Genomic DNA, 20,667 nt, shown 5'->3' on the forward strand with positions numbered 1-20,667 from the left:
TATTATAAGTTCCAGGTTCCAAACGTATATTAAAAGATTATGCTGGAAAGGTATGAGATCCTCAAAAACTACCTGGGACCTATAGACCTTAGACATATGTCCTATCAAGAGCTGGAAAAGCTTGCCGAAGAGGTAAGGGATTACATTCTAGAGGTGACGGCCAAGAACGGCGGGCATGTAGCGCCCAGCTTGGGTGTGGTAGAACTAACCATAGCCCTTCTGAGGATCTTTGATCCCCCAAAGGATGTGATAGTTTGGGATATAGGGCATCAAGCTTATCCCTGGAAGATACTCACGGACAGGAAGGAGAAGTTCTCCACCCTAAGACAGTACGGCGGTATATCGGGCTTTCTCAGGAGGGAAGAAAGCCTTTACGATGCCTTTGGAGCAGGGCATAGCTCCACATCCATAAGCGCAGCCTTGGGCTTTAGGAAAGCTATGGACCTCTTGGGTCAAGATGGTTATGTAGTTGCCGTAATAGGCGATGGTGCCATGACTGCAGGTATGGCCTACGAAGCCCTCAACAACGCAGGACATCTAAGACCTAACAGGTTCATCGTCATACTCAACGACAACGAGATGTCCATATCTCCCAACGTGGGAGCCATATCCACGTACCTTAGCAGGATAATAAGCGGTGAGTTTGTGCAACATGCAAGGCAGAAGGTTAAAAAGCTATTAGAACACATAAAACCAGCAGATAGGATAGCCAAGCTTACTGAGGAGTTCCTAAAAGGCCTCATATCGCCCGGAGTGATCTTCGAAGAGCTTGGCTTCAACTACATAGGACCTATAAACGGTCATGATCTTAGGGCTTTAGAGCAGACCTTGAAGAACGTCAAACACATTGAGGGTCCAGTACTCCTTCACGTGTACACAAAGAAGGGTAAGGGTTACAAGCCTGCCGAGAACGACCCCGTAACCTGGCACGGAGTTGCCCCCTACAAGAGAGAATCAGGAGAGTTTATAAAGAAGCCTTCACCACCCACATGGACTTCCGTGTTTTCAAAGGCTATAGTTGAACTCGCCCAGATGGAGCCAAGACTGGTGGTGATAACCCCAGCCATGAGGGAAGGCTCGGGTCTTGTAGAGTTCAGCCAAAAGTTCCCGGACAGGTTCTTTGATGTGGGTATAGCAGAGCAGCATGCCTGCACCTTCGCCGCAGGCCTTGCTGCCCAGGGTCTAAAACCTGTGGCATGCTATTACTCTACCTTCCTACAGAGAGCTTACGACCAAGTAATACATGATGTAGCCCTTCAGAACCTTCACGTAGTGTTTGCCATAGACAGAGGTGGGCTTGTGGGAGACGACGGACCAACACATCATGGAGTGTTTGACCTTTCTTACCTTAGATGTATACCCAACATGGTGGTGTGCGCTCCCAAAGATGAACAGGAGCTTAGGGATCTTCTGTACACTGCTGTCATGCATCACTCAGGCCCAATAGCTGTAAGGTATCCAAGGGGACCCGCATACGGAGTTCCTACTGAAGGCTTTAAGGAGATACCCATAGGAAGCTGGGAAGAGCTTGTGGAAGGTCAGGACGTTGTAGTCCTGGCAGTAGGTTATCCAGTCTATCAAGCTCTTAAGGCTTCCGAGGACCTGTACAAGCTCGGTATAAAGGTGGGTGTTATCAACGCGCGTTTTGTTAAACCTATGGACGAAAGGCTTTTGGATAGTCTGGCAGGCAGGTACGACCTTTTCATAACCGTTGAGGACAACACGGTGGTGGGTGGCTTTGGTTCAGGAGTGCTTGAGTACTTTGCCAGGAAGGGTATACAGAAGAGAGTTATAACCTTAGGAGTGCCAGATAGGTTTATAGAACATGGAAATCAAAACCTTCTCAGAAGTTTAGTAGGTATAGATGCGGAAGGTATAAAGAAGGTTATCCTAGAAGCCGTTAAGAGTAAAGCTTGATAAGGTTGGCTGGGGTGCCTGGATTCGAACCAGGAGCCCCCGGATCCAAAGTCCGGTGCTCTGCCAGTTGAGCTACACCCCAGGCCAACTCTTTACTTCAAACACCTGCCAACCTCTCAGTTGGCATCCCTTCATGACTTCTTCAGTGGCCCTTCCCACGTAGAACACGCAGGAACCAGAGCCACTCACCATAGGCCTTAAACCCAAACTTTCCAAAAATCTAAAGCACTCACCCACTACTGGGAAGGCTTCACATGCTAACCTTCCCAGTTCGTTGGACAGCAAGCTAAAATCTCCTTCCCTTAGTCTATTTAATATTTTATCGACATCCACATGGCTTGTCAAGTTCTCTTCCCTTACTAGGGAGTATACCTTTGCCGTAAATACAGGTTGGTTTGGATAAACAACCGTAAAGGTAAAGGGTGGAAGATCCACCGGCATTATCTTCTCTCCTCTTCCGCTACTTACGGCACTACCACCCTTTATGAAGAAGGGTGCATCCGAGGAAACCTTAGAGGCTATTTCCATCAAGGCACCTTCGTCCAGAGGCTCTCCTAGAAGCCTGTTTACCTCCCTGAGGACCGTTCCCACGTTGGAAGATCCGCCACCCAGCCCACTACCCACGGGTATGCGCTTGTTTATGTGAACCTTCAACTCTATAGGTTTTCCCAACAGTCTTTCAAGATGAAGCAAGGCTTTGTAGACCAAGTTTTCCTCTTGTGGTATACCTATGTTCGTGCTCACAGAGAGGGGACCTTCCTCTATGTATATCTCGTCAAAGAGGTCAACAGTCTGCATTATGGTCAGTATCTCGTGATAGCCATCGTCTCGCTTCCCCAGTATCCAAAGTCCGAGGTTTACCTTAGCAGGAGACAAAAAGATCATGTTTTATTATTTTACCAATGTCCAAACTATTAGACAGATACATTCTGAAAAACTACCTGCTTGTGCTTGTTCTTGTAAATCTAGTGCTTGTAAGTATAACTGTGGCTTACTCTTTTGCCGAGGTTTCTGTAGGATTTAAGGAAAAGTCTTTGAAGATCTTTTTTATGTACTCTTTGAACCTAGTGCCCCTAGCCTTTCTTTACCTACTTCCCATAAGCTCAAGTTTTGCTTTGGTTGTAGTCTTTAGGAGGCTGATGCTGAAAAACATAGACAGATTAGTTCAGAGCTTTGGTATATCTCCACTTAGGATGTCTGCAAGTATTTTACTTTTGTCTTTAGCTATAGGAGGCATAAACCTCCTTCTCAGTGATAGCTTCTATCCAAAGAGGAAGGAACTTCTTTACACGCTTGAAAAATCGTACAAGAAAAGTCAAGAAACTTACATTGGTATCCTCAAAGACTTTTGGTTCACTATAGAGAAAGACGGAATAACCTTTGTAAATCTGGGATACGCTGACCTCAAAAAGGGGTATGTGGCCAACTATCTGTCCTTTAGGATAGATAAAGGTAGTTTCGTTCAGGTGGTGAAGGCTAAGGAGGGCCATTGGGAAGGTAACAGGGTAAGGCTTTCTCATGTAAGTTTTTGGGATGGTAAAGAGGTAAAAAGGCTTGATGAATACCAGGAGACGGTCATAGACATAAGGGAAGCAAAGCCTTACAGTCGTAAGCTTGATTTTATGAGCTTTGGGGACATTCTTATCCTCTATAAACTTAGCAGGACTCTAGGTATGAACACACAGCTCTACCTTTACGAATTCCTAAAAAGGCTCTTTACAGCCTTTAGCACTATGCTTGTGATTCCTGTTGTCATATACCAATTCTTGAGAAAGAGGAGCGTAAGCCTTGGGCTTTTCCTGGCAGTAGGTTATTCCCTACTTGTATGGTTGGCCATGGGCCTCTTGGGATCCTTTGCCTATGCACCCCTACTGCTATTGCTTATGACCGCGTACAGTCTAAAAGCTCTTTACAATCTTGGCAAAGGAATCAGGGTTTAGACTAGCGGTACCTACCAAAAGCCCATCTATATCGGGCATCTTCATAAACTCGGATGCGTTCTCTGGATTTACACTACCACCGTACAGGACCCTAAACTTGCCTTCAGATTTAGGAGCAATGGAGTGTATGAGATCTTTTATAAACCTGTGAACTACTTGGGCATCTTCGGGTGTGGCTGGATTTCCACTTCCTATGGCCCATACAGGCTCATAGGCTATGTCTATTTGGTCCACGTACTCTTCCACTCCACTCAAAGCAAGCCTTATCTGCGTCTCCACCACCTTAAAGGTCAGGTTTGCTTCCCTTTCTTCTAACCTCTCCCCTACACAAAGAATAGGCCTTACACCTTTTTTTAAACAAGCTACTACTTTCCTGTTTATGAGTTCATCACTCTCACCGAATATCCACCTTCTTTCAGAATGTCCTACGATGACGTAAGAAACATCTAGGTCTACCAACATGTCCAAAGATACTTCTCCTGTAAAAGCTCCCTTATCTTCGTAATGACAGTTTTGAGCTCCAAGCTTAACATTGGTGTTTTCAAGGAGTTCCTTTGCAACACATAAAGAGGTGAAAGGTGGAAATAGGACTATCTCCCTGTCCTTTACCCCTTCCACCAAGGGCAAGAACTTGTTTATGTACTCCCTCGTGTCCTTCGTTGTTTTGTTCATCTTCCAGTTGGCACAAATTAGCTTCATAGGAATATTTTACTGTTTCCTTTCCCACTCCCAAGCTGTCTTGACTATGGTATAGATGTCGTCATACTTTGGTTTAAAAGAGGTTTTCTGAAGTATCTTGCTGTTATCAGCTATAAGCATGGGTGGATCTCCTTCTCTCCTTGGGCCGTACTTGACTTCAAAGTCAACACCAGTAACCTCCTTTACAACCTTCACTATCTCGAGAACGCTGTAACCCCTCCCATAACCAACGTTGAAGACATCGCTCTGGCCACCTTTCATAAGGTATTCGAGCACGTCCAAGTGTGCTTGAACTAGGTCCATGACATGTATGTAGTCCCTTATGGCAGTTCCATCTTTTGTCGGATAGTCCGTTCCGTAAACTTCAAGGTATGGAATCTCTCCTTTTGCTGCTTTGAGAGCCCTCAGGATGAGGTGAGTGGGGTTTTTGCTCACCTGCCCTATCTTACCCTCTGGATCTGCTCCTGCAACGTTGAAGTATCTAAGTATGGCGTACTTTATGGGATAACCCGAGGCCCTGAGGTCTATTAGAGCTCTCTCGCAGAAGAGTTTGCTCCAACCGTAGGGGTTTATGGGTACTGTGGGGTCCTCTTCCTTTACGGGTACCTTCTGAGCAATGCCGTACACGGCTGCTGTAGAAGACAGGATAAAATATCCAATCCCAAGCTTTTTAACAGCCTTAAGAAGGTTTAGAGTGCCGCAGAAATTGTTTTCGTAGTACAGGATAGGTTCCTTTACACTTTCTTCCACGGAGACCTTGGCTGCAAAATGCATCACCACGTCTGGCATAAAGTCTCTTAAAGTCTTCTCTAGAAGTTCGTAGTCTAGAAGGTCACCTACAACCAGATGTCCGTAGAGAACAGCTTCTTTCCTTCCGTTGGAGAGGTTATCATAAGTAAGCACCTCAAAGCCCTTTTCTCCAAGGAGCTTTACCATGTGTGACCCTATGTAACCTGCACCACCTGTTACAAACACCCTCATTCCAACACCTTTATATGTACTTCTTTAAGTTGCTTTGGAGAAACATAATCAGGTGCTCCTGTAAGAAGACATATACCCTTCTGGGTCTTGGGAAAGGCTATTACGTCCCTTATAGAGTCTAGTCCTCTCATGAGGGCTACAAGCCTGTCAAGACCAAATGCGAAACCACCGTGTGGTGGAGCCCCGTACCTGAGAGCGTTCAGAAGGAAGCCAAACTTCTCCTGAGCCTCAAGTTCAGAAATACCCAACAGCTTAAATATCTTGTCCTGCAGCTCCAAGCTGTGTATCCTGATGGATCCACCACCTATCTCATAGCCGTTGATGACCAAATCGTATGCTCTTGACCTTATCTGGGATATTATCCTTTTCTTCTCATCGAGGTTTTCTTCTTTAAGGGCTTTGTCTATAAGCTCTTCGTGTCCTTCCTTTGGAGCTGTGAAAGGATGATGGACAGAGACGAACCTTTTCTCCTCTTCATCCCACTCTAGCAAGGGGAAGTCTACTACCCAAAACACGTCAAACCCAGAGTTGTTTATGAGGTTGTACTTTTTAGCTATGTGTAACCTGAGGTTTCCAAGTATCCTGTAGACCTCTTCCCTTTTACCAGCCGAAAAGAAAACCACATCCTTAGGCTCTAGGTTTAACCTCTGTCTTAGACCCTCTATTTCCTGCTGCGAGAAGAACTTCACTATGGGTGAGTTTAATCTGTCTGCTTCTACTTTTATCCAAGCTAAGCCTTTTGCACCTAGGGTCTGTACATAGTTTACAAGCTCGTCTATCTGGCTCCTGGTAAGGTCGCTGGACTTGAAATTTATGGCCTTTATGACACCTCCATCCTCCAGAACACTTCTAAAGACTTTAAACTCTGTGTTCTTGAAAATATCGCTTAGTTCTACTAGGTTTAGGTCAAACCTCCTGTCAGGTTTGTCGGAGCCATACTTTTCCATGGCCTCCTCATAAGAGAGCCTGTCAAAGGGTCTTTTTAGCTTTATTCCTAATAGGTTTTCGAATAGGTCGCATACGAGTTCCTCCACAACCTGCATCACATCTTCTTCTTCCACAAAGGACATCTCAAAGTCTATCTGAGTAAACTCGGGCTGTCTGTCTGCTCTCAGGTCTTCGTCTCTAAGACACTTGACAATCTGGAAGTACCTGTCAAAACCTGCCACCATGAGTATCTGTTTAAATAGCTGGGGTGACTGGGGAAGGGCGTAGAATTTGCCGGGGTGTAACCTTGATGGTACTATGAAGTCTCTAGCTCCTTCTGGAGTGGACTTGGTCAGAAAGGGAGTTTCTATCTCTATAAAGCCTTTCTCATCAAAGAAGCGTCTAACTCTCTGATAAACCTTATGTCTAAAGAGGAGGTTCTCCTTCATGCTCTCCCTTCTGAGGTCTAGGTACCTGTACCTGAGCTTTACCTCTTCAGACACGGGAGTTTCTTCATCCACTGGGAAGGGAAGCACATCGCTCGTGTTGAAGACGGCGATTTTCTCTGCCTCAACCTCGTAGTATCCTGTTTTTAGGTTGGGGTTCTCAGTGCCTGGTGGTCTTCTTCTAACTGTACCTACAACGCCTATGACATATTCACTCCTTAGCCTGTCTGCTATCTCGTAAGCCTCTGGATTCTTCTGTTCCTCAACGACTACCTGGACTATACCTTCCCTGTCCCTTAGATCTATGAATACCACCCCTCCGTGGTTTCTAACCCTGTGAACCCAACCGTTTAGGACTACCTTCTTCCCTAGATGCTCCTCCGATATGTGACCGCAGTATACCGTCCTCTTAAACTCCTTTAGCATAAACAACTATTTTACCCTTACTCCTCCTGTAGAAGGTAGTCAAAGTGTACAGTGTGCGCCTTACCTGATTTGTCAGTAATGTAGACGTTTATGGAGTACAGACCCTTCAGGTTATACATAAAAGCTCGTTATGTTAGGCCTTCCTCTTCATCCTTCAAAAGCTTGTAAACGAGGCTGTCAGTTAGAGCTATCCAGGAGGCCTCTATGATGTTTTCAGAGACTCCTACAGTTCCCCACTTCCTTCTGCCGTCTGTGGACTCTATGAGCACTCTGACCTTAGCGGATGTCCCTTCAGATTCGTTGACTATCCTAACCTTGTAGTCTATAAGATGGACCTCCCTTAAGTTGGGATAGAATTCCTCAAGAGCCTTGCGTAAGGCTCTGTCTAAGGCGCTAACTGGACCGTTTCCTAAGGCTGCTGTGTGCTCTTTTACACCTTCTACGATAAGCCTCACGGTTGCTTCTGACACGGGTTTATCGTCTGTGTGCCTTTTGGCTATGAGGACTCTGTAAGCATCAAAATCAAAATAGTTCTTGACGAGCCCAAAGTGTCTTTTACACAGAAGCTCCAAGGAGGCTTCTGCAGCTTCAAAATGATAGCCTTCCTTTTCAAGCTCTTTTATCTTCTCTACTAGCTTGAGTAGTTCCGGCGAGTTCTCATCTACCTTTATACCGAACTCTTCAAGCTTGTGTTTGAGGTTGCTCCTGCCAGCCATGTCAGATACAGTTATCTTTCTCCTGTTTCCTACCAAGGATGGGTCTATGTGTTCGTATGTTTCGCTCCTCTTTAGCACTGCAGAAGCATGTACTCCCGCCTTGTGAGTAAAGGCACTGTCTCCTACGTAGGGCATGTTCTTGGGTAGGGGCATGTTGGCCAGCTCTGACACAAACCTTGCTAACTCTGTGAGCTTCTTTAGGTTTTCTTCTCCTACCACCCTAAAGCCCAGCTTAAGCTGGAGGTTTGGAATTATGGAGCAGAGGTTGGCGTTCCCAGTTCTCTCTCCTATACCGTTTATGGTTCCATGGACCTGTCTTGCTCCAGCCAGTACTGCCATTACTGAATTGGCCACGGCACAGTCTGAGTCGTTATGAGCATGTATGCCCACTTTTGCACTCGGAAAGCTCTCAAGAACCTTTTTGGTTATCTCATACACTTCATGGGGAAGGCACCCACCGTTGGTATCACAAAGGATTACCCAGTCAGCACCCCCGTCAAGGGCAGCCTTTAGCACTTGCATAGCATACTCAGGGTTGTTCTTGTACCCATCAAAGAAGTGTTCTGCGTCGAATATGACCTCTTGGAAGTAATTCTTAAGGTAGCTGACGGTCTCATAAACCATCTGTAGGTTTTCCTCAAGGCTTGTTTTGAGAGCTTCTGTCACATGAAAGTCCCAACTCTTGCCAAATATGGTTACCACGGGAGCACCTGACCTTATGAGATTCTCCACCTGTGGGTCCTCGTTTACCTTCTTGCCTGGCCTTCTTGTAGCACCAAAGGCTACCACTTTGGCATGCCTTAGCTTTATCTTCTTTATCTTTTCAAAGAAGAGGGTATCCTTTGGGTTGGAACCTGGCCATCCACCCTCTATATAATCCACTCCAAACTCATCCAGCTTTTGAGCTATACGGAGCTTGTCTTCCAGGGAAAAGTTCACTCCTTCTGCCTGGGATCCATCCCTGAGCGTGGTGTCGTATATGTAAACTTTCTCCATAGTTTAAGAAAGATATACCCTAATCGGCGTAATACTCCCTGAATGCTATCCAGGTTTTTGGTATAAGGGTTTCAAGGTTTTCCCAGGTTTTCAAAAGCTTTCTCTTGCTTGCTGCCCTGCTTAAGGAATCTCCAAAGATATCTTTGGCCATCTCTTCGTAAGTTTCAAGGCTATCCTCTAACAGTGCCCGTGCTAGCATGCTGCCAGAGATTACGGCGTTTGCTATACCCCCTCCAGTTATAGGATGACAAAAGCCACCGGCATCCCCTATAAGGGCTATCCTTTCCCTTACCACGTCCAAAAGACCGTCGGCGGGTATCCAGCCTCCTGTAGCTTTCACAGGTTCTCCTTCAATAAGGCCCTGACTCATAAGCTCATTCACAAATAGGTTTAGGACTTTGGTGGGGTTTAGCTTGTAGTCTACGTCCACTCCCACACCCACGTTAGCCAGATTTCCTTTAGGGAACACCCAACCGTAACCGCCAGGTATATAGTCCCTGAAGAATACAAGGAGGTCTTCAACAGGCTGAGTCAATCGGTAGGTCCTTTGGGCTGTTGTGAGGTAATTTCTTACACTCTGACCTGATAGCTTGGCCACTTTGGACCTTGCTCCATCAGCACCCACGAGCACGTCTGCCTTCACCTTGAAGGTTTCTCTAGTGTCTACATTCTGGCAGATGTAGTATCCGTCCTCTACATCTAAGAAGAGGGTCCTGAGACTGTAAACAGCACCGTGGGACTGAGCAAGTTGTGCTATGTTGTAATCAAACACTTCTCTATCAAGAACAAAACCCTCAGAGGGCATTACAACTACCTCACCCCAAGGCGTGTAGTGGACCATGTCTTTAACCTTCTGTACTACAGAACCATCCGAGAAAAACTCTTCGTAAAGGTACTTTAGCTGCAAAGGTACAAACTCGGCACACTGCACCGGAGTCCCTATCCTCCTCTTGAAGTCCACCACGAGCACGCTGGCACCAGACTTGGCCATCAGGTAGGCAAAGGTAGAGCCAGCAGGTCCACCACCAACTACAAGAAAGTCAAACTTCTTCATCTTTTAATCCTTTAAAAAACTTTTTAGAAGGCTTGAAAACTATAAGGTACCTTCCGTCTACGTAGGACTCAACACCCGTCTTTGGGTTTTTGTAAAATCTGCCTTTTCTGTACTTAAGATAGAAAGTTCCAAAACCCCTTATCTCCAATCTTTTGTGTTCTACGAGACACTCCATTAGGCTGTCTATGAAGTTGTCAAGTATGTAGGAAGCCTCTCCTCTGGAGAGGTTAAACTTTCCCGCGAGCTTCTTTATTAGGTCTGCCCTTTTCATCTTCCTTCCTTTTCTATGTAGAAGGTTCTTACCTTTCTGCCTTTCCCCTCAGCTACAGCTCTGTCCTCTTTTTTGTAGTAAACTATCTGGTCTCCTTCCACGAAGTTCTGTCCCTCTTCCACCCTGGCGTTTCCTATAAGCTTGACGATCTCCTTCTGCAAATCGTATTCAGCCTTGTCTGCCTTTGCTCTTCTGATGCCCTCTACGTAATGTACGTTTCCCTCTGCCACTATGTACTTGGCCTTTTTGTTCTCATCGAGGAAAACAATAACCTTATCAGCGGTAAGCACTCCGTTACCTCTCGTAACCTTCACATGTCCTGTGTAGATAAGCTTGTCTTTTTCGTAGGTAAGTTGGTCAGATTCCACCAGTATGGGGGTCTTTTGCTGAGCTAAAGCGAACACTACGAATAGAAATACGTATAGAATTATTCTCATTCTAGTCTTACCTCCGCCTTTTTGAGGTCTACACTAAGAGGTCTGAAGTTAATAGTATAACCCCTGCCCTTTATGGTCCTTCCCTCCTCTACTATGGTTATCTCTCCATCCCCCCAAACCTTACCTTCCTTTAAGTCGATGTGAGCATTTTCAGTTCTCATAAGAGTGTCCTTAGAGTGGTATTCCACCTCTCCTATCAAGGTTCCTTGTCCAGAAAGCCTGTCCAGTACAGCCCTTTGGGTTTTTATTACAAAATCCTGTGAGTAAAGGGAAGCTTTATCAAACACTAGAATGTCCTGCACCAAGTAGAGCTTTTCCCCTTCTATTGTCCACTCAAGACCTTTGTTCCCATAGGTCTTTATCTGGACGTTCTCTATGTAACCCATCTCTTGTTCTTCCAACTTTTGTACCTGCAGACTGTAACTCTCTATCCTTTTGGATATGAATAGAAACAAGCCTAGGAGAGAAAGTGCAAAAAGAAGATACTTTACCATGCTTGCATTATGCTGTCCAGCTGACCTCTTAGCTCTAGCAGGAACTCCACAGCTTCCCTTACGGCACCCTCTCCACCCTTACTCTTCGTGGTGTAAAGGCACAGCTTTTTTACTGCGTCTGGAGCGTCAGCCACTGCCATAGGAAAACCCACAAGTCTGAGTATGGGTATGTCCACATAGTCATCTCCTATGTAAGCAACTTCTTCAAGTGTCAGCCCTTTCCTTTGTAATATCCCTTCAAGTACTGGTAGCTTGTCAAAAACTCCAAGATGGACTTCATCTACTGAGAGCTCCTCAAGCCTGCGTAAGAGTGCCCCAGATCTCCTGCCGGATATGACACCTGTTAGTATACCCACCTTTTGTAAAAGTTTTATGGCAAGTCCATCCTTTACATGGAAAACCTTTATCTCTTCACCATCTTTCGTGTAGTAGAGCTTTCCATCCGTAAGAACACCGTCAACATCCATAAGGAAGAGCTTAATCTTCTTGGCTCTATAGCTTAGGTCTACCACAGGCTTAAAATTATAATTAGGTTAAGATGTTGGAGCTAAAGGTAGAAAGTGGTCTTCTAAAAACCATAAAAGGTTCCTTAAGAGCATCAGATAAGGACTTTATGGGTGAAGAGGAGAGCAAGGAACTACGGCTCTCCCAAATACCGCCTGCTGGGGTTGGGAGAGTCTAAGGGCGGAATACAAATACCCCAGCACCCAAGCTGTACAGTTCTGTATGGCTTGGGTAGTAGGCTATTTTGCCATGATAGCGCATGTGAAGGATAAAAACCTTAGACGGATAGGAGAGAAGGTCCTTGAGGGTAAAAGGATAAGCCCTGAAGAAGGGCTTTACCTGTTTGAAAGGGCAAGTTTGCCTTTCCTGGGATACCTAGCTGAGTACGTAAACAGGAAGAAAAACTCTAACTTTGCCTTCTTCATAGTTAACAGGCAGATAAACCCCACCAACGTGTGTATATACCAGTGTAACTTCTGTGCCTTTGGAGTGACCAAGTCAGACCCAAGAGCCTACGAGATGACCCTAGAGGAGATCCTCAAAAAGGTCGAGGACACATACCTGCAGGGTGGTAGAGAAGTCCACATAGTAGGTGGTATCCCACCACACTGGAAGTACGAGGATTACATAAACCTTGTAAGAATCATAAAGGAGCGATTTCCCCAGATGCATATAAAGGCATGGACAGCCATAGAGATACACCACATGTCCAAGATATCCGGTAAAAGCTACAGAGACATCCTCCTTGAGCTGAAAGAGGCAGGTCTTTCTGCTCTACCTGGTGGTGGTGGTGAGATCTTCTCTCCTAGGGTAAGGAACATAATAGCACCCTACAAGGCTAACGCAGAACAGTACCTTGAGGTACATAGAACGGCGCACGAGCTTGGTATTCCAACCAACGCCACCATGCTCTATGGGCACGTAGAGACCTACGAAGATCGTATAGACCACATGGAAAGGTTAAGAAGGCTTCAGGACGAGACAGGAGGCTTTCAGGTCTTTATACCCTTGGCTTACTGGCCGGAGGGAACTAGGCTAGGTGGCAAGAGGACTTCCTCTGTGGATGACCTTAAAACTATAGCCGTATCGCGCATATACCTGGACAACTTTCCTCACATAAAGGCTTACTGGGTTACATTGGGTGAGAAGATAGCCCAGATAGCTCTAAACTTCGGTGCAGATGACCTTGACGGTACCATAGGAGAGGAAAAAATAGTACACTCGGCAGGTACCAAGTCAGCGTACCAACACTCCAAGGAGAAGCTCATAGAGCTCATAAGAGGTGCTGGTAAGATCCCCGTGGAGAGGGACACCTTCTACAATCCTGTAGCTATCTTCTCGTAAATGCTGTTAAAAAGAAGCATACCCCTCTCTGTGAGCCTGATCCTCCCACCCTCGTGGACGAAAAACTCCATAAGCTCTTCGGGTATGTAAGTTTTGTAGTCTTCAGGAACTCCCAAGCTGGTTCTAAGAGCTACAAAGAGATAATCTTTGACGAGCTCCTTACCTTCAAGCACTTCCCTTTGGTAGATGGGTCTTTCTCCTTCAAGGATCTTCTGCCTATAAAGGTTTATGTTTTTCGTGTTCCCCCATCTTACATTTTTTGCAAAGCTCCATGCAGAAACACCCAGCCCTAAAAACTCTCCATGGGTCCAGTATAGGATGTTATGTTTGCACTCGTATCCCGGCAGTGCATAGTTGGATATTTCATAGTGTACAAAGCCAAAGGCAGAGAGTCTTTCGCTTATGGTCATAAACATATCCGCAAGAAGATCAGCATCTGGAAGGCTTATCCTGCCTTCCGAGTACATGTGTCCAAGGATAGTATCCTCGTAAGGTGTGAGCATGTAGAAGGATGCATGCTTTACAGGTAGAGAGAGAACAAAGCTTATGTCCTCTTCCAAGTCTTTAAGGGTTTGGCCCTCGTAGCCGTATATGATGTCTACGCTTATGTTCTCAAAACCTGCCTTGTGTGCCTGTTCCACAGCTTTTATTACGTCTGAAGGTTCATGTCTCCTCCCCAAGGCAGAAAGCCCCTTTTTGGTGAAACTCTGGGCACCTATGCTAAGCCTGTTAAAACCTATATCCAAAAGCTCTCTGTAGTCATCATAAGAGTAGTCCTCTGGATTGCATTCAATGGATACCTCAACTACCCTAGAAAGGTCTACCAGTTTAGAGAGCTTTTCAAAGAAGCTTTTGTACCAGGAGGGTTTTATCAAGGATGGAGTGCCACCGCCAAAGTACACAGTCCTTAAAGAAAACTCAAGGTCGGAGTAGAGTTGGATCTCTTTAAGTATCAGATCTAGATACTCTTCCTGTGGTTCTAGCACGAAGGAAACAAAGTCACAGTAAAAACACTTGTAGTGGCAGAAGGGTACGTGTATGTACAGACCTTCTATCAAGCTTTTACTCTTTTCCTATAAGCCTCAACCTCCTCTGGGAACTTTTCCATGACCTGTTTTATCAGCCTGCCTGCCACGGCACCGAGTCCACATATGGAAGTAGGTTGTATGTGCCTGTTGACGAATATGAAGCCTTCCCAGTCTTCTTCTGTAGCCTCTCCCTTTAGGATCTTTTTCAAAAGGTGTTCTTGTTCGTGGGTTCCTACTCTGCATGGAGTACACTGCCCACAGCTCTCATGAGCATAGAACTCGGCTATTTTGTAGCAAGCCTCCATAAGGTCATCATCCTCGGTGAGAACTATGACAGTACCAGTTCCACCAAAGCCAAAGGGAGAGTAGTCCATGGGAGTGTCAAGCTCGTCCGCCGAAAAAGCATCCAGAGCTCCAGAGAATACGGCCTTTACCTTCTTGTTTCCTATGGTTCCACCAGCGTACTTGAAGATAACCTCTCGTAGAGTTGTGTTCATGGGAAGCTCGTAGACACCAGGCTTCTTGACCTTTCCGCTTATGGGGAAAAGCTTAGGGCCTGGATAGTCACTTGGCCCTATGTACTTGTAGTTCTCCCAGCCCATGCTCACTATGAAGGGTATGTTACACAGAGTTTCCACGTTGTTGACCACCGTAGGCCTTCCCCAGAGTCCATGCTGCACCGGATAAGGAGGCTTTATCCTGGGAAAGCCCCTCTTACCTTCTAAGGACTCTATAAGAGCACTCTCCTCACCACAGATGTAAGCACCTGCTCCTCTGGCTACGTATATCTCAAGGTCAAAACCGCTGCCCAAGATGTTCTTACCCAGAAAACCGTACCTTTTTGCCTCCTCTATAGCATTCCTAAGTATGTAGTAACCGGCTGGATACTCACCCCTAATGTATATGAAGGCTTCGTTAGCACCTATGGCGTAGGCAGATATGATCATACCTTCTATTAGCAGGTGGGGATCTCTCTCTATAAGCACCCTGTCTTTGAAAGTACCTGGTTCAGACTCGTCCGCGTTGCATACGAGATACCTGGGTGCCGGGTTGGCTACAGCAAAACGCCACTTTTTTCCCGTTGGAAATCCTGCACCACCACGGCCCCTAAGATCGCTTTTTTCTACGTGCTCTATTATCTCCTCAGGCTTCATACTGAGGGCCTTCTCTAAGGCCTTGTACCCTCCGTCGGCCAGATACTCCTCTATGGTATGAGTCTTTGGCTTTTTGGCCCTCTTTAGCAGCATGTTAAGAGCAGTTTCTGCGTAGATGTTAAGTATATTTGGAAAGGATCTCATGGAGCTTCTCCTTACTTTCAAATTTATAGGTGTCGTTGTCTACCATAAAGACGGGTGCCTCGGAGCATCCTCCGATACACTGCACCCCAATGAGCTTGAACCTTCCATCAGGAGTAACCTCACCAAAGTCTACCTTGAGTATCTCCTTCAGAGCATCTATCAACCTTTTGTTACCCATAAGATGGCATACCACGCTTACACATACCCTTATCCTGTGCCTAGCAGGAATACCCCTGTCAAACATATCGTAAAAGGCAACCACGTTCTCCACGTGGTTTTGAGGAACCTCGAGGAGCTGTGCAAGCTCTTTTATGGCAAACTCGGGTATGTTCCCGTAGTAATCTTGGATCTCGTGAAGACACAGGAGTACAGACTGCTCTTTCCTGGGAAAGTAGTTTATATGCTCCTGAAGTTTCTTCAGTAAGGCCTCATCAAGCATAGATTTAATTATAAACCCTGTGGGGTATAATAGTGTAAAGATGGGAAATCTTTACGTTCTTTCTGCACCTTCTGGTGCAGGTAAAACAACTATAGCCAAAAAGCTCCTAGAATCCGTAAAACGCTTAGATAGGGCTATAACTGCAACTACAAGGGAAAGGCGAGCTGGTGAAAAACACGGCGTTGACTACTACTTTATGTCAAAGGAGGAGTTTGAAAAGCATATAAAAGAGGGTAACTTCTTGGAATACGCCATCGTGTACGGAAACTACTACGGAACACCTATCTGGGAGGTAGAAAGGATTCTAAAAGAGGGTAAAGACTGCTTGCTTGTTATAGACGTTCAGGGTGCAAGGTCCGTAAAGGAAAAGTTTAAGGATAGCGTTCTTATCTTTGTGTTGCCTCCTTCCCTTGAAGAGTTAGAAAGGCGCATAAAATCAAGAAGTCACAGGGACAAAAACATAGAGGAGCGCTTGAAGTCTGTAGAGGAGGAGATAGCCTGCAGCAGATTTTTTGACTATCTAGTGGTCAACGAATTTCTGGACGAAACGGTAGACACCATAAGGAACATCATCCTCTCCCACAGACATTCGAGAGAAGCATTTTTAGAAAACATCCAAGACTACGTACATGATGAAAGGTTAAGGTATATAATACTTAACTCTGAGTGTAAGCTGTTCGGAGGTGTTAAACATGAGCGAAAGGCCTAACATAGAGCAGGCTATGAAGCAAGTCCGTTCAAGGTACGAACTTGTACACGCCGCCGTAAAGAGAACACTACAGCTCATGGAGGAAGGAGAGGACATTTTCATAAGGGACAGAAAGACGGGTAGGCTCATCAAAAAAACCTTCCAGGCCATACAAGACATAGCTGAGGGTAGAGTAAAGGTAAGTATAAAAGAGGAGAACCAGGGTGGTTAAAAGTCTCCTAGCCTTACATATCCTCTTCGCTATGGTATGGATAGGCGGTATGATATACACGCTTATCTTCTTAAGGCCCTCTTTGAATGTTCTAAAGACTCAAGAGCAAAAGTTTGAACTTATGGGAAAGGTCTACGGCAGGTTTTTTGCTGCAGTTTGGCTTTCAATAGCTGTACTCCTCCTGACAGGCATGTACCTGTGGCATTCATACAGGAAAGACTTCTACCAGAACCCCATATTCCACTTTAAGCTCTTTTTGTTCTTTCTCATGTTCCTCATATTCTCCTACATATACTTCTTTCTGTACAGGAAGGGTAAGCTTTCGCCCATACCAGGCCTTGTATGGGTAAACACGATATTAGGTATCCTGATAGTTCTATCTATAGTCTACATAAGGTGATCCTATTAATACTTATCCTGATAAGCTTTCTGCATGCACAAGAACTCCTGCCCACGGAATACAAACTTTTCATAGAGTTCAAGCGAAATAACGATACAGAACTAGGGGAGAGAATAGTAAAAGAGTATCCTGATGCTGTATTTTTGGACGATCTAAAACTCCTCCTTGCTAAGGTCTTTTATACAAAGGGTGAAGAGGAAAAGGCAAAAAGTTACCTTCTTTCTATCAACCCAAGAGAGTTAAAGCCAGACCTCAAGGAAGAGTTCAAGAAGTTATGGCAGAGGCTATCCCTAGATCCTAAGCAGGGTTTTCTGAAAAGCCCATATCTCTTCTCCGAGTGGGCAGGGTCCGTCAGGGTAGAGGATCCGCAGATGCGACTTCAGATAGCTACGGAGCTTTTCAGACACAGAAAGTACAGAGCAGTCGTGGAATTTTTAGAGAACAACTACCTCCCAGAGGCCTGTCATCTGCTCGGAAGCAGCTACGTGCGCCTTGGAGACCTTCAGAAGGGCATCAGCATACTACAGGATTGCAACAGAAAGGAGTCCAAGGAGACCCTTCTTAGAGTCTACTATAAACAAGGTGATGAGCAGGCTGTAGATAGGCTTGTACAAGAAGATGCAAAGCTAGCCCTTCTGGCAGGAAAGCTATACATGTCGGATGGTCATCTTCAAAGGGCTTTTGAATACCTAAGCTTGGCAAGACACAGCTTTGAGGGTAACTTCTTGAGGGGTCTTATCCTTTATTCCATGGGACGCTACAGAGAAGCACTTAATAGTTTCTTAGAAGCCTCCAACGTCGCCAAGGATGAAGAAGAGTACGCAAGGGCTAGCTTTTGGGTTTACAAGACATACAAGGTCCTTGGGGAGGAAGATATTGCACTGGACTACCTAAGACGAAGTTCCGAAGGAACAGGCTTTTATTCCTTGGTGGCAAGTATGTATCTTGGCAAACCTTTGGACTTTGGAGTGTTGAGGGCAGTCTTTGCGGATTCTGAACTACCTAAACAGGCTCTCACAGTAGAAGCCATAAAGAAGGCAGGGTTTGACTACTACGCAAGGAAGGAGGCTGTAAAAAGGATAGATCTTATGTCACCAGCTGACATAGTCTACATCTCTAAGGTAGATCCCTTCGTGGCCATATGGATGGCCGCCAAAAAGTATGGAGCAAACTCAGACGTTTTCAGGGCTGTAGCCTACCCAAAAGCCTATAGGGAGTACGTGAATTATTACAGCAGGAAGTACAACGTAGATCCAAACCTGGTCTTTGCAGTAATCAGACAGGAGAGTCTTTTTGACCCTTACGCAGTCTCTGCGGCCAACGCCAAGGGTCTTATGCAGCTCATAGAACCCACGGCAAAGAGGATGGCCAAGCTTTTAGGTCTAGAAAGCTTTGACCTCTTTGAACCACGCCAGAATGTACAGCTTGGAGTTTTCTACCTTAGGTATCTCTTAGACCTGTGGAAGGGAGACGTAATCAGGGCTGTGGCCAGTTACAACGCCGGTGAGAACACAGTGGCCAAGTGGCCCAACTACACAGACCCTTACCTCTTCATAGAGATGATACCTTACGCGGAGACCAGGAACTACGTAAAGAGAGTGCTCCAAGGCTACTACATCTACTCATCCTTCCCCTAAGAGCATCTCCACCATCCTTTCAAATCCTATGCCGGCTTTTTGGCACGCCATAGGGAAAAGGCTAAGCTCTGTCATGCCAGGTATGGTGTTCGCTTCCAAGAAGTACGCTTTTCCTTCCTTAGACACTCTAAAGTCTATTCTTGCAAGATCCTTAAGCTCTAGAACTTCAAACACATTCAGTGCCAAATCCTGTAGCTCTTCTATCAACTTATCATCTTCTAGGAAAACATATTCGGTCATACCCTTCGTGTACTTGCTTTCATAGTCATAAACACCCTTTCGTGGTCTTATCTCTATGGGTGGTAGAGGTTTGCCCATCAAGATGCCTACTGTTACATCAACACCGTCTATGAACTCCTCCACGAGCACCTTTTTTGTGAGTTTAAGACACTCTTTAACCGCATCCTTTAGTTGCTCGGGGCTGTTTACTATGTAGAGTCCTACACTTGAACCTTGGTCTGAAGGCTTTACTACAGCAGGGAAATCTTCCCAATCCCAATCAATGTCCTTATCCCTTACACATATCCACCTGGGGGTAGGTATACCATGGTAGCTAAGAATCTTTTTGGAGATGTCCTTGTCCATGGCTATAGCACTACCAAGATGTCCACTCCCCACGTAGGGTATGCCGAGGATGTCCAAAAGTCCTTGCAGCCTTCCATCTTCTCCGTAAGGACCATGCAGCGCTATGAATACTTTGTCTGGCCTTATTTCCAAGAGCCTCTGACATACGTCTGGAGCCAGATCTAAGGTAAAGACTTCGTACCCTAGGGACCTTAGAGCATCTGCCACGGCCTTTCCTGAGCGCAATGATATCTCTCTTTCTGCCGATGGCCCTCCCATAAGAACTACTACCCTCATTCCCAAATTATAGCAACGGCTACAGAGTATTCTCTCTCATGAGAGATGGAAACCAAAAGTTTTAAACTTTTAAGCTCTTCTCTGAGCAACCTTACAGTGGCTGGCTTTCCTCTATTGCCCAGCACTTCAATCTCAGAAAACCTCAGAAGCAAACCAGTTTTTTGATAGACGGCCTTTATGACAGCTTCTTTACACGCCCACCTTGCAGAGAGACATTCGTAGAAGTTCTGCGACTGACTGCAGTAAGCAAGTTCTTCCTGAGTGTAGATCCTTTTGAGGAAACGTTCTCCATACTTCTCTACAGCCTTTCTGATCCTATCGTTTTTGACTATGTCTATACCCAGACTCACAGGTTAAAGGTTACCGGAGTTCCCAGCTTCATAAGCCTTTCAATAGTTTCTACAGCTTTGCTAAAGTCTAAAACCTCTCCTCCGAAACCCTTTGCGAACTTCTCAGCGTCTTCCTTTCTGGCAAAGGCTATGGCTGAAGGTGTGCAGCATGGCAGCGCTGCCGAGCCCACGACAAACCACGCAGAGAAACAGTTAATAGGGTTACCCGTTATAAAGTCGTACGTCATACAGGATTCTATCTTCTCCTTGTTTATACTTTTGTATAGAAGAAGCCCGCAGTGGGCGCAACAGGCCTTTACCTTCCTATTGCCTTCGAGTATGTACACAAACTCCAGCCTCTCGTCCACGAGCTTACTGCAGTAGCTGCACCTGTGAAGCTCCTCTTTGGTCTCTACTTCGTCTTTAAGCAGAAGCTCGCCGTGTCTTCTTACTATCCTCCCTTCCCTCTCAAGCTCCCTGACATCCCTGTATATGGTCATTAGGGAGACACCAAAGTGTTGTGCAAGAGCCTTTACGGTCCTGTATCCTTCTCCGATCAGCTTTAGTATTTCCTCTTTCCTGTCCACGGGTTAATTTTAACAT

24 protein-coding genes and 1 tRNA gene are annotated in these 20,667 nt (G+C 45.7%); 8 read left to right on the top strand and 17 right to left on the bottom strand.

Annotated elements, in window-relative coordinates:
* The first annotated feature begins 39 nt into the window (after positions 1 to 39).
* The gene (gene dxs, locus B5444_RS06295; protein ID WP_079654372.1) at positions 40 to 1,917 is read left to right on the top strand and encodes a 1-deoxy-D-xylulose-5-phosphate synthase; all 1,878 of its coding nucleotides are present in this window, start codon (positions 40 to 42) and stop codon (positions 1,915 to 1,917) included.
* Between the two features lie 6 nt (positions 1,918 to 1,923).
* Here the strand turns inward: dxs and B5444_RS06300 are convergent.
* Both B5444_RS06300 and ispE read right to left on the bottom strand, forming a co-directional pair.
* A tRNA-Gln gene (locus B5444_RS06300) sits at positions 1,924 to 1,999 on the bottom strand.
* Positions 1,990 to 2,802 (bottom strand): 4-(cytidine 5'-diphospho)-2-C-methyl-D-erythritol kinase, encoded by an 813-nt coding sequence (ispE, locus tag B5444_RS06305; protein ID WP_079654373.1) that lies wholly within the window; start codon positions 2,800 to 2,802, stop codon positions 1,990 to 1,992. Before ispE ends, B5444_RS06300 begins: the two co-directional genes overlap by 10 nt.
* A 17-nt stretch (positions 2,803 to 2,819) precedes the next feature.
* Between ispE and B5444_RS06310 the strand changes: the two genes are divergently transcribed.
* Positions 2,820 to 3,857, top strand: a complete 1,038-nt coding sequence (locus tag B5444_RS06310) for an LptF/LptG family permease (protein WP_079654374.1) — start codon at positions 2,820 to 2,822, stop codon at positions 3,855 to 3,857.
* On the opposite strand, the gene tpiA is transcribed toward B5444_RS06310, so the two are convergent.
* The 9 genes from tpiA to B5444_RS06355 form a co-directional block, all read right to left on the bottom strand.
* On the bottom strand, positions 3,816 to 4,556 hold the full coding sequence (tpiA, locus tag B5444_RS06315) for a triose-phosphate isomerase (RefSeq protein ID WP_079654375.1): 741 nt from the start codon (positions 4,554 to 4,556) through the stop codon (positions 3,816 to 3,818). The two genes, B5444_RS06310 and tpiA, sit on opposite strands and share 42 nt — an antisense overlap.
* Positions 4,557 to 4,565: 9 nt before the next feature.
* Positions 4,566 to 5,537 carry a UDP-glucose 4-epimerase GalE gene (galE, locus tag B5444_RS06320; RefSeq protein WP_079654376.1) on the bottom strand — a complete coding sequence of 324 codons (972 nt, stop codon included), beginning with the start codon at positions 5,535 to 5,537 and terminating at the stop codon, positions 4,566 to 4,568.
* On the bottom strand, positions 5,534 to 7,336 hold the full coding sequence (gene aspS, locus B5444_RS06325; protein ID WP_079654377.1) for an aspartate--tRNA ligase: 1,803 nt from the start codon (positions 7,334 to 7,336) through the stop codon (positions 5,534 to 5,536). Before aspS ends, galE begins: the two co-directional genes overlap by 4 nt.
* Positions 7,337 to 7,464: 128 nt before the next feature.
* Positions 7,465 to 9,048: a citramalate synthase gene (gene cimA, locus B5444_RS06330; RefSeq protein ID WP_079654378.1), complete on the bottom strand. Its 1,584-nt coding sequence runs from the start codon at positions 9,046 to 9,048 to the stop codon at positions 7,465 to 7,467.
* 19 nt (positions 9,049 to 9,067) lie between these two features.
* The gene (locus B5444_RS06335; protein WP_079654379.1) at positions 9,068 to 10,102 is read right to left on the bottom strand and encodes a geranylgeranyl reductase family protein; all 1,035 of its coding nucleotides are present in this window, start codon (positions 10,100 to 10,102) and stop codon (positions 9,068 to 9,070) included.
* Positions 10,089 to 10,373 carry an HU family DNA-binding protein gene (locus B5444_RS06340; RefSeq protein WP_079654380.1) on the bottom strand — a complete coding sequence of 95 codons (285 nt, stop codon included), beginning with the start codon at positions 10,371 to 10,373 and terminating at the stop codon, positions 10,089 to 10,091. The genes B5444_RS06335 and B5444_RS06340 overlap by 14 nt, the downstream gene beginning before the upstream one ends.
* Positions 10,370 to 10,810, bottom strand: a complete 441-nt coding sequence (gene lptA / locus B5444_RS06345) for a lipopolysaccharide transport periplasmic protein LptA (protein WP_079654381.1) — start codon at positions 10,808 to 10,810, stop codon at positions 10,370 to 10,372. The genes B5444_RS06340 and lptA overlap by 4 nt, the downstream gene beginning before the upstream one ends.
* The gene (gene lptC / locus B5444_RS06350) at positions 10,807 to 11,304 is read right to left on the bottom strand and encodes an LPS export ABC transporter periplasmic protein LptC (RefSeq protein ID WP_079654382.1); all 498 of its coding nucleotides are present in this window, start codon (positions 11,302 to 11,304) and stop codon (positions 10,807 to 10,809) included. The genes lptA and lptC overlap by 4 nt, the downstream gene beginning before the upstream one ends.
* Complete coding sequence (locus tag B5444_RS06355; RefSeq protein WP_231967106.1) at positions 11,298 to 11,816, bottom strand: KdsC family phosphatase; 519 nt, start codon at positions 11,814 to 11,816, stop codon at positions 11,298 to 11,300. The genes lptC and B5444_RS06355 overlap by 7 nt, the downstream gene beginning before the upstream one ends.
* A gap of 26 nt (positions 11,817 to 11,842) precedes the next feature.
* On the opposite strand from B5444_RS06355, the gene B5444_RS07670 reads away from it, so the two are divergent.
* Positions 11,843 to 11,986, top strand: coding sequence for a hypothetical protein (locus B5444_RS07670; protein ID WP_154021750.1), 144 nt, complete (start codon positions 11,843 to 11,845; stop codon positions 11,984 to 11,986).
* Positions 11,987 to 12,057: 71 nt separating this feature from the next.
* On the top strand, positions 12,058 to 13,152 hold the full coding sequence (gene mqnE / locus B5444_RS06360; protein WP_079654673.1) for an aminofutalosine synthase MqnE: 1,095 nt from the start codon (positions 12,058 to 12,060) through the stop codon (positions 13,150 to 13,152).
* Here the strand turns inward: mqnE and hemW are convergent.
* The 3 genes from hemW to nuoE are packed head-to-tail and all read right to left on the bottom strand — an operon-like array spanning position 13,125 to position 15,917.
* On the bottom strand, positions 13,125 to 14,210 hold the full coding sequence (gene hemW / locus B5444_RS06365) for a radical SAM family heme chaperone HemW (protein ID WP_079654383.1): 1,086 nt from the start codon (positions 14,208 to 14,210) through the stop codon (positions 13,125 to 13,127). The genes mqnE and hemW overlap by 28 nt on opposite strands.
* A complete protein-coding gene (nuoF, locus tag B5444_RS06370) occupies positions 14,207 to 15,478 on the bottom strand; it encodes an NADH-quinone oxidoreductase subunit NuoF (RefSeq protein WP_079654384.1) in 1,272 nt (423 codons plus the stop codon). The genes hemW and nuoF overlap by 4 nt, the downstream gene beginning before the upstream one ends.
* Complete coding sequence (nuoE, locus tag B5444_RS06375; RefSeq protein WP_079654385.1) at positions 15,453 to 15,917, bottom strand: NADH-quinone oxidoreductase subunit NuoE; 465 nt, start codon at positions 15,915 to 15,917, stop codon at positions 15,453 to 15,455. The genes nuoF and nuoE overlap by 26 nt, the downstream gene beginning before the upstream one ends.
* A 40-nt stretch (positions 15,918 to 15,957) precedes the next feature.
* Here nuoE and gmk point away from each other — a divergent pair, with 40 nt between their 5' ends.
* The 4 genes from gmk to B5444_RS06395 are packed head-to-tail and all read left to right on the top strand — an operon-like array spanning position 15,958 to position 18,874.
* Positions 15,958 to 16,626: a guanylate kinase gene (gmk, locus tag B5444_RS06380; protein ID WP_079654386.1), complete on the top strand. Its 669-nt coding sequence runs from the start codon at positions 15,958 to 15,960 to the stop codon at positions 16,624 to 16,626.
* A complete protein-coding gene (gene rpoZ / locus B5444_RS06385) occupies positions 16,610 to 16,837 on the top strand; it encodes a DNA-directed RNA polymerase subunit omega (protein WP_079654387.1) in 228 nt (75 codons plus the stop codon). The genes gmk and rpoZ overlap by 17 nt, the downstream gene beginning before the upstream one ends.
* The gene (locus B5444_RS06390) at positions 16,830 to 17,237 is read left to right on the top strand and encodes a hypothetical protein (RefSeq protein ID WP_079654388.1); all 408 of its coding nucleotides are present in this window, start codon (positions 16,830 to 16,832) and stop codon (positions 17,235 to 17,237) included. Before rpoZ ends, B5444_RS06390 begins: the two co-directional genes overlap by 8 nt.
* Positions 17,234 to 18,874 carry a lytic transglycosylase domain-containing protein gene (locus B5444_RS06395; RefSeq protein ID WP_172838438.1) on the top strand — a complete coding sequence of 547 codons (1,641 nt, stop codon included), beginning with the start codon at positions 17,234 to 17,236 and terminating at the stop codon, positions 18,872 to 18,874. The genes B5444_RS06390 and B5444_RS06395 overlap by 4 nt, the downstream gene beginning before the upstream one ends.
* Here the strand turns inward: B5444_RS06395 and B5444_RS06400 are convergent.
* From B5444_RS06400 to B5444_RS06410, 3 genes are read right to left on the bottom strand one after another with little or no spacing between them, the layout of a single operon-like run.
* Positions 18,860 to 19,735: a D-alanine--D-alanine ligase family protein gene (locus B5444_RS06400; RefSeq protein WP_079654390.1), complete on the bottom strand. Its 876-nt coding sequence runs from the start codon at positions 19,733 to 19,735 to the stop codon at positions 18,860 to 18,862. The genes B5444_RS06395 and B5444_RS06400 overlap by 15 nt on opposite strands.
* Positions 19,732 to 20,085 carry a holo-ACP synthase gene (acpS, locus tag B5444_RS06405; RefSeq protein WP_079654391.1) on the bottom strand — a complete coding sequence of 118 codons (354 nt, stop codon included), beginning with the start codon at positions 20,083 to 20,085 and terminating at the stop codon, positions 19,732 to 19,734. Before acpS ends, B5444_RS06400 begins: the two co-directional genes overlap by 4 nt.
* Positions 20,082 to 20,651, bottom strand: a complete 570-nt coding sequence (locus B5444_RS06410) for a DeoR family transcriptional regulator (protein ID WP_079654392.1) — start codon at positions 20,649 to 20,651, stop codon at positions 20,082 to 20,084. Before B5444_RS06410 ends, acpS begins: the two co-directional genes overlap by 4 nt.
* Between the last annotated feature and the right edge of the window lie 16 nt (positions 20,652 to 20,667).

It is taken from the genome of Thermocrinis minervae (genome assembly GCF_900142435.1).
In the GTDB taxonomy this organism is placed as follows: Bacteria; Aquificota; Aquificia; order Aquificales; family Aquificaceae; genus Thermocrinis_A; species Thermocrinis_A minervae.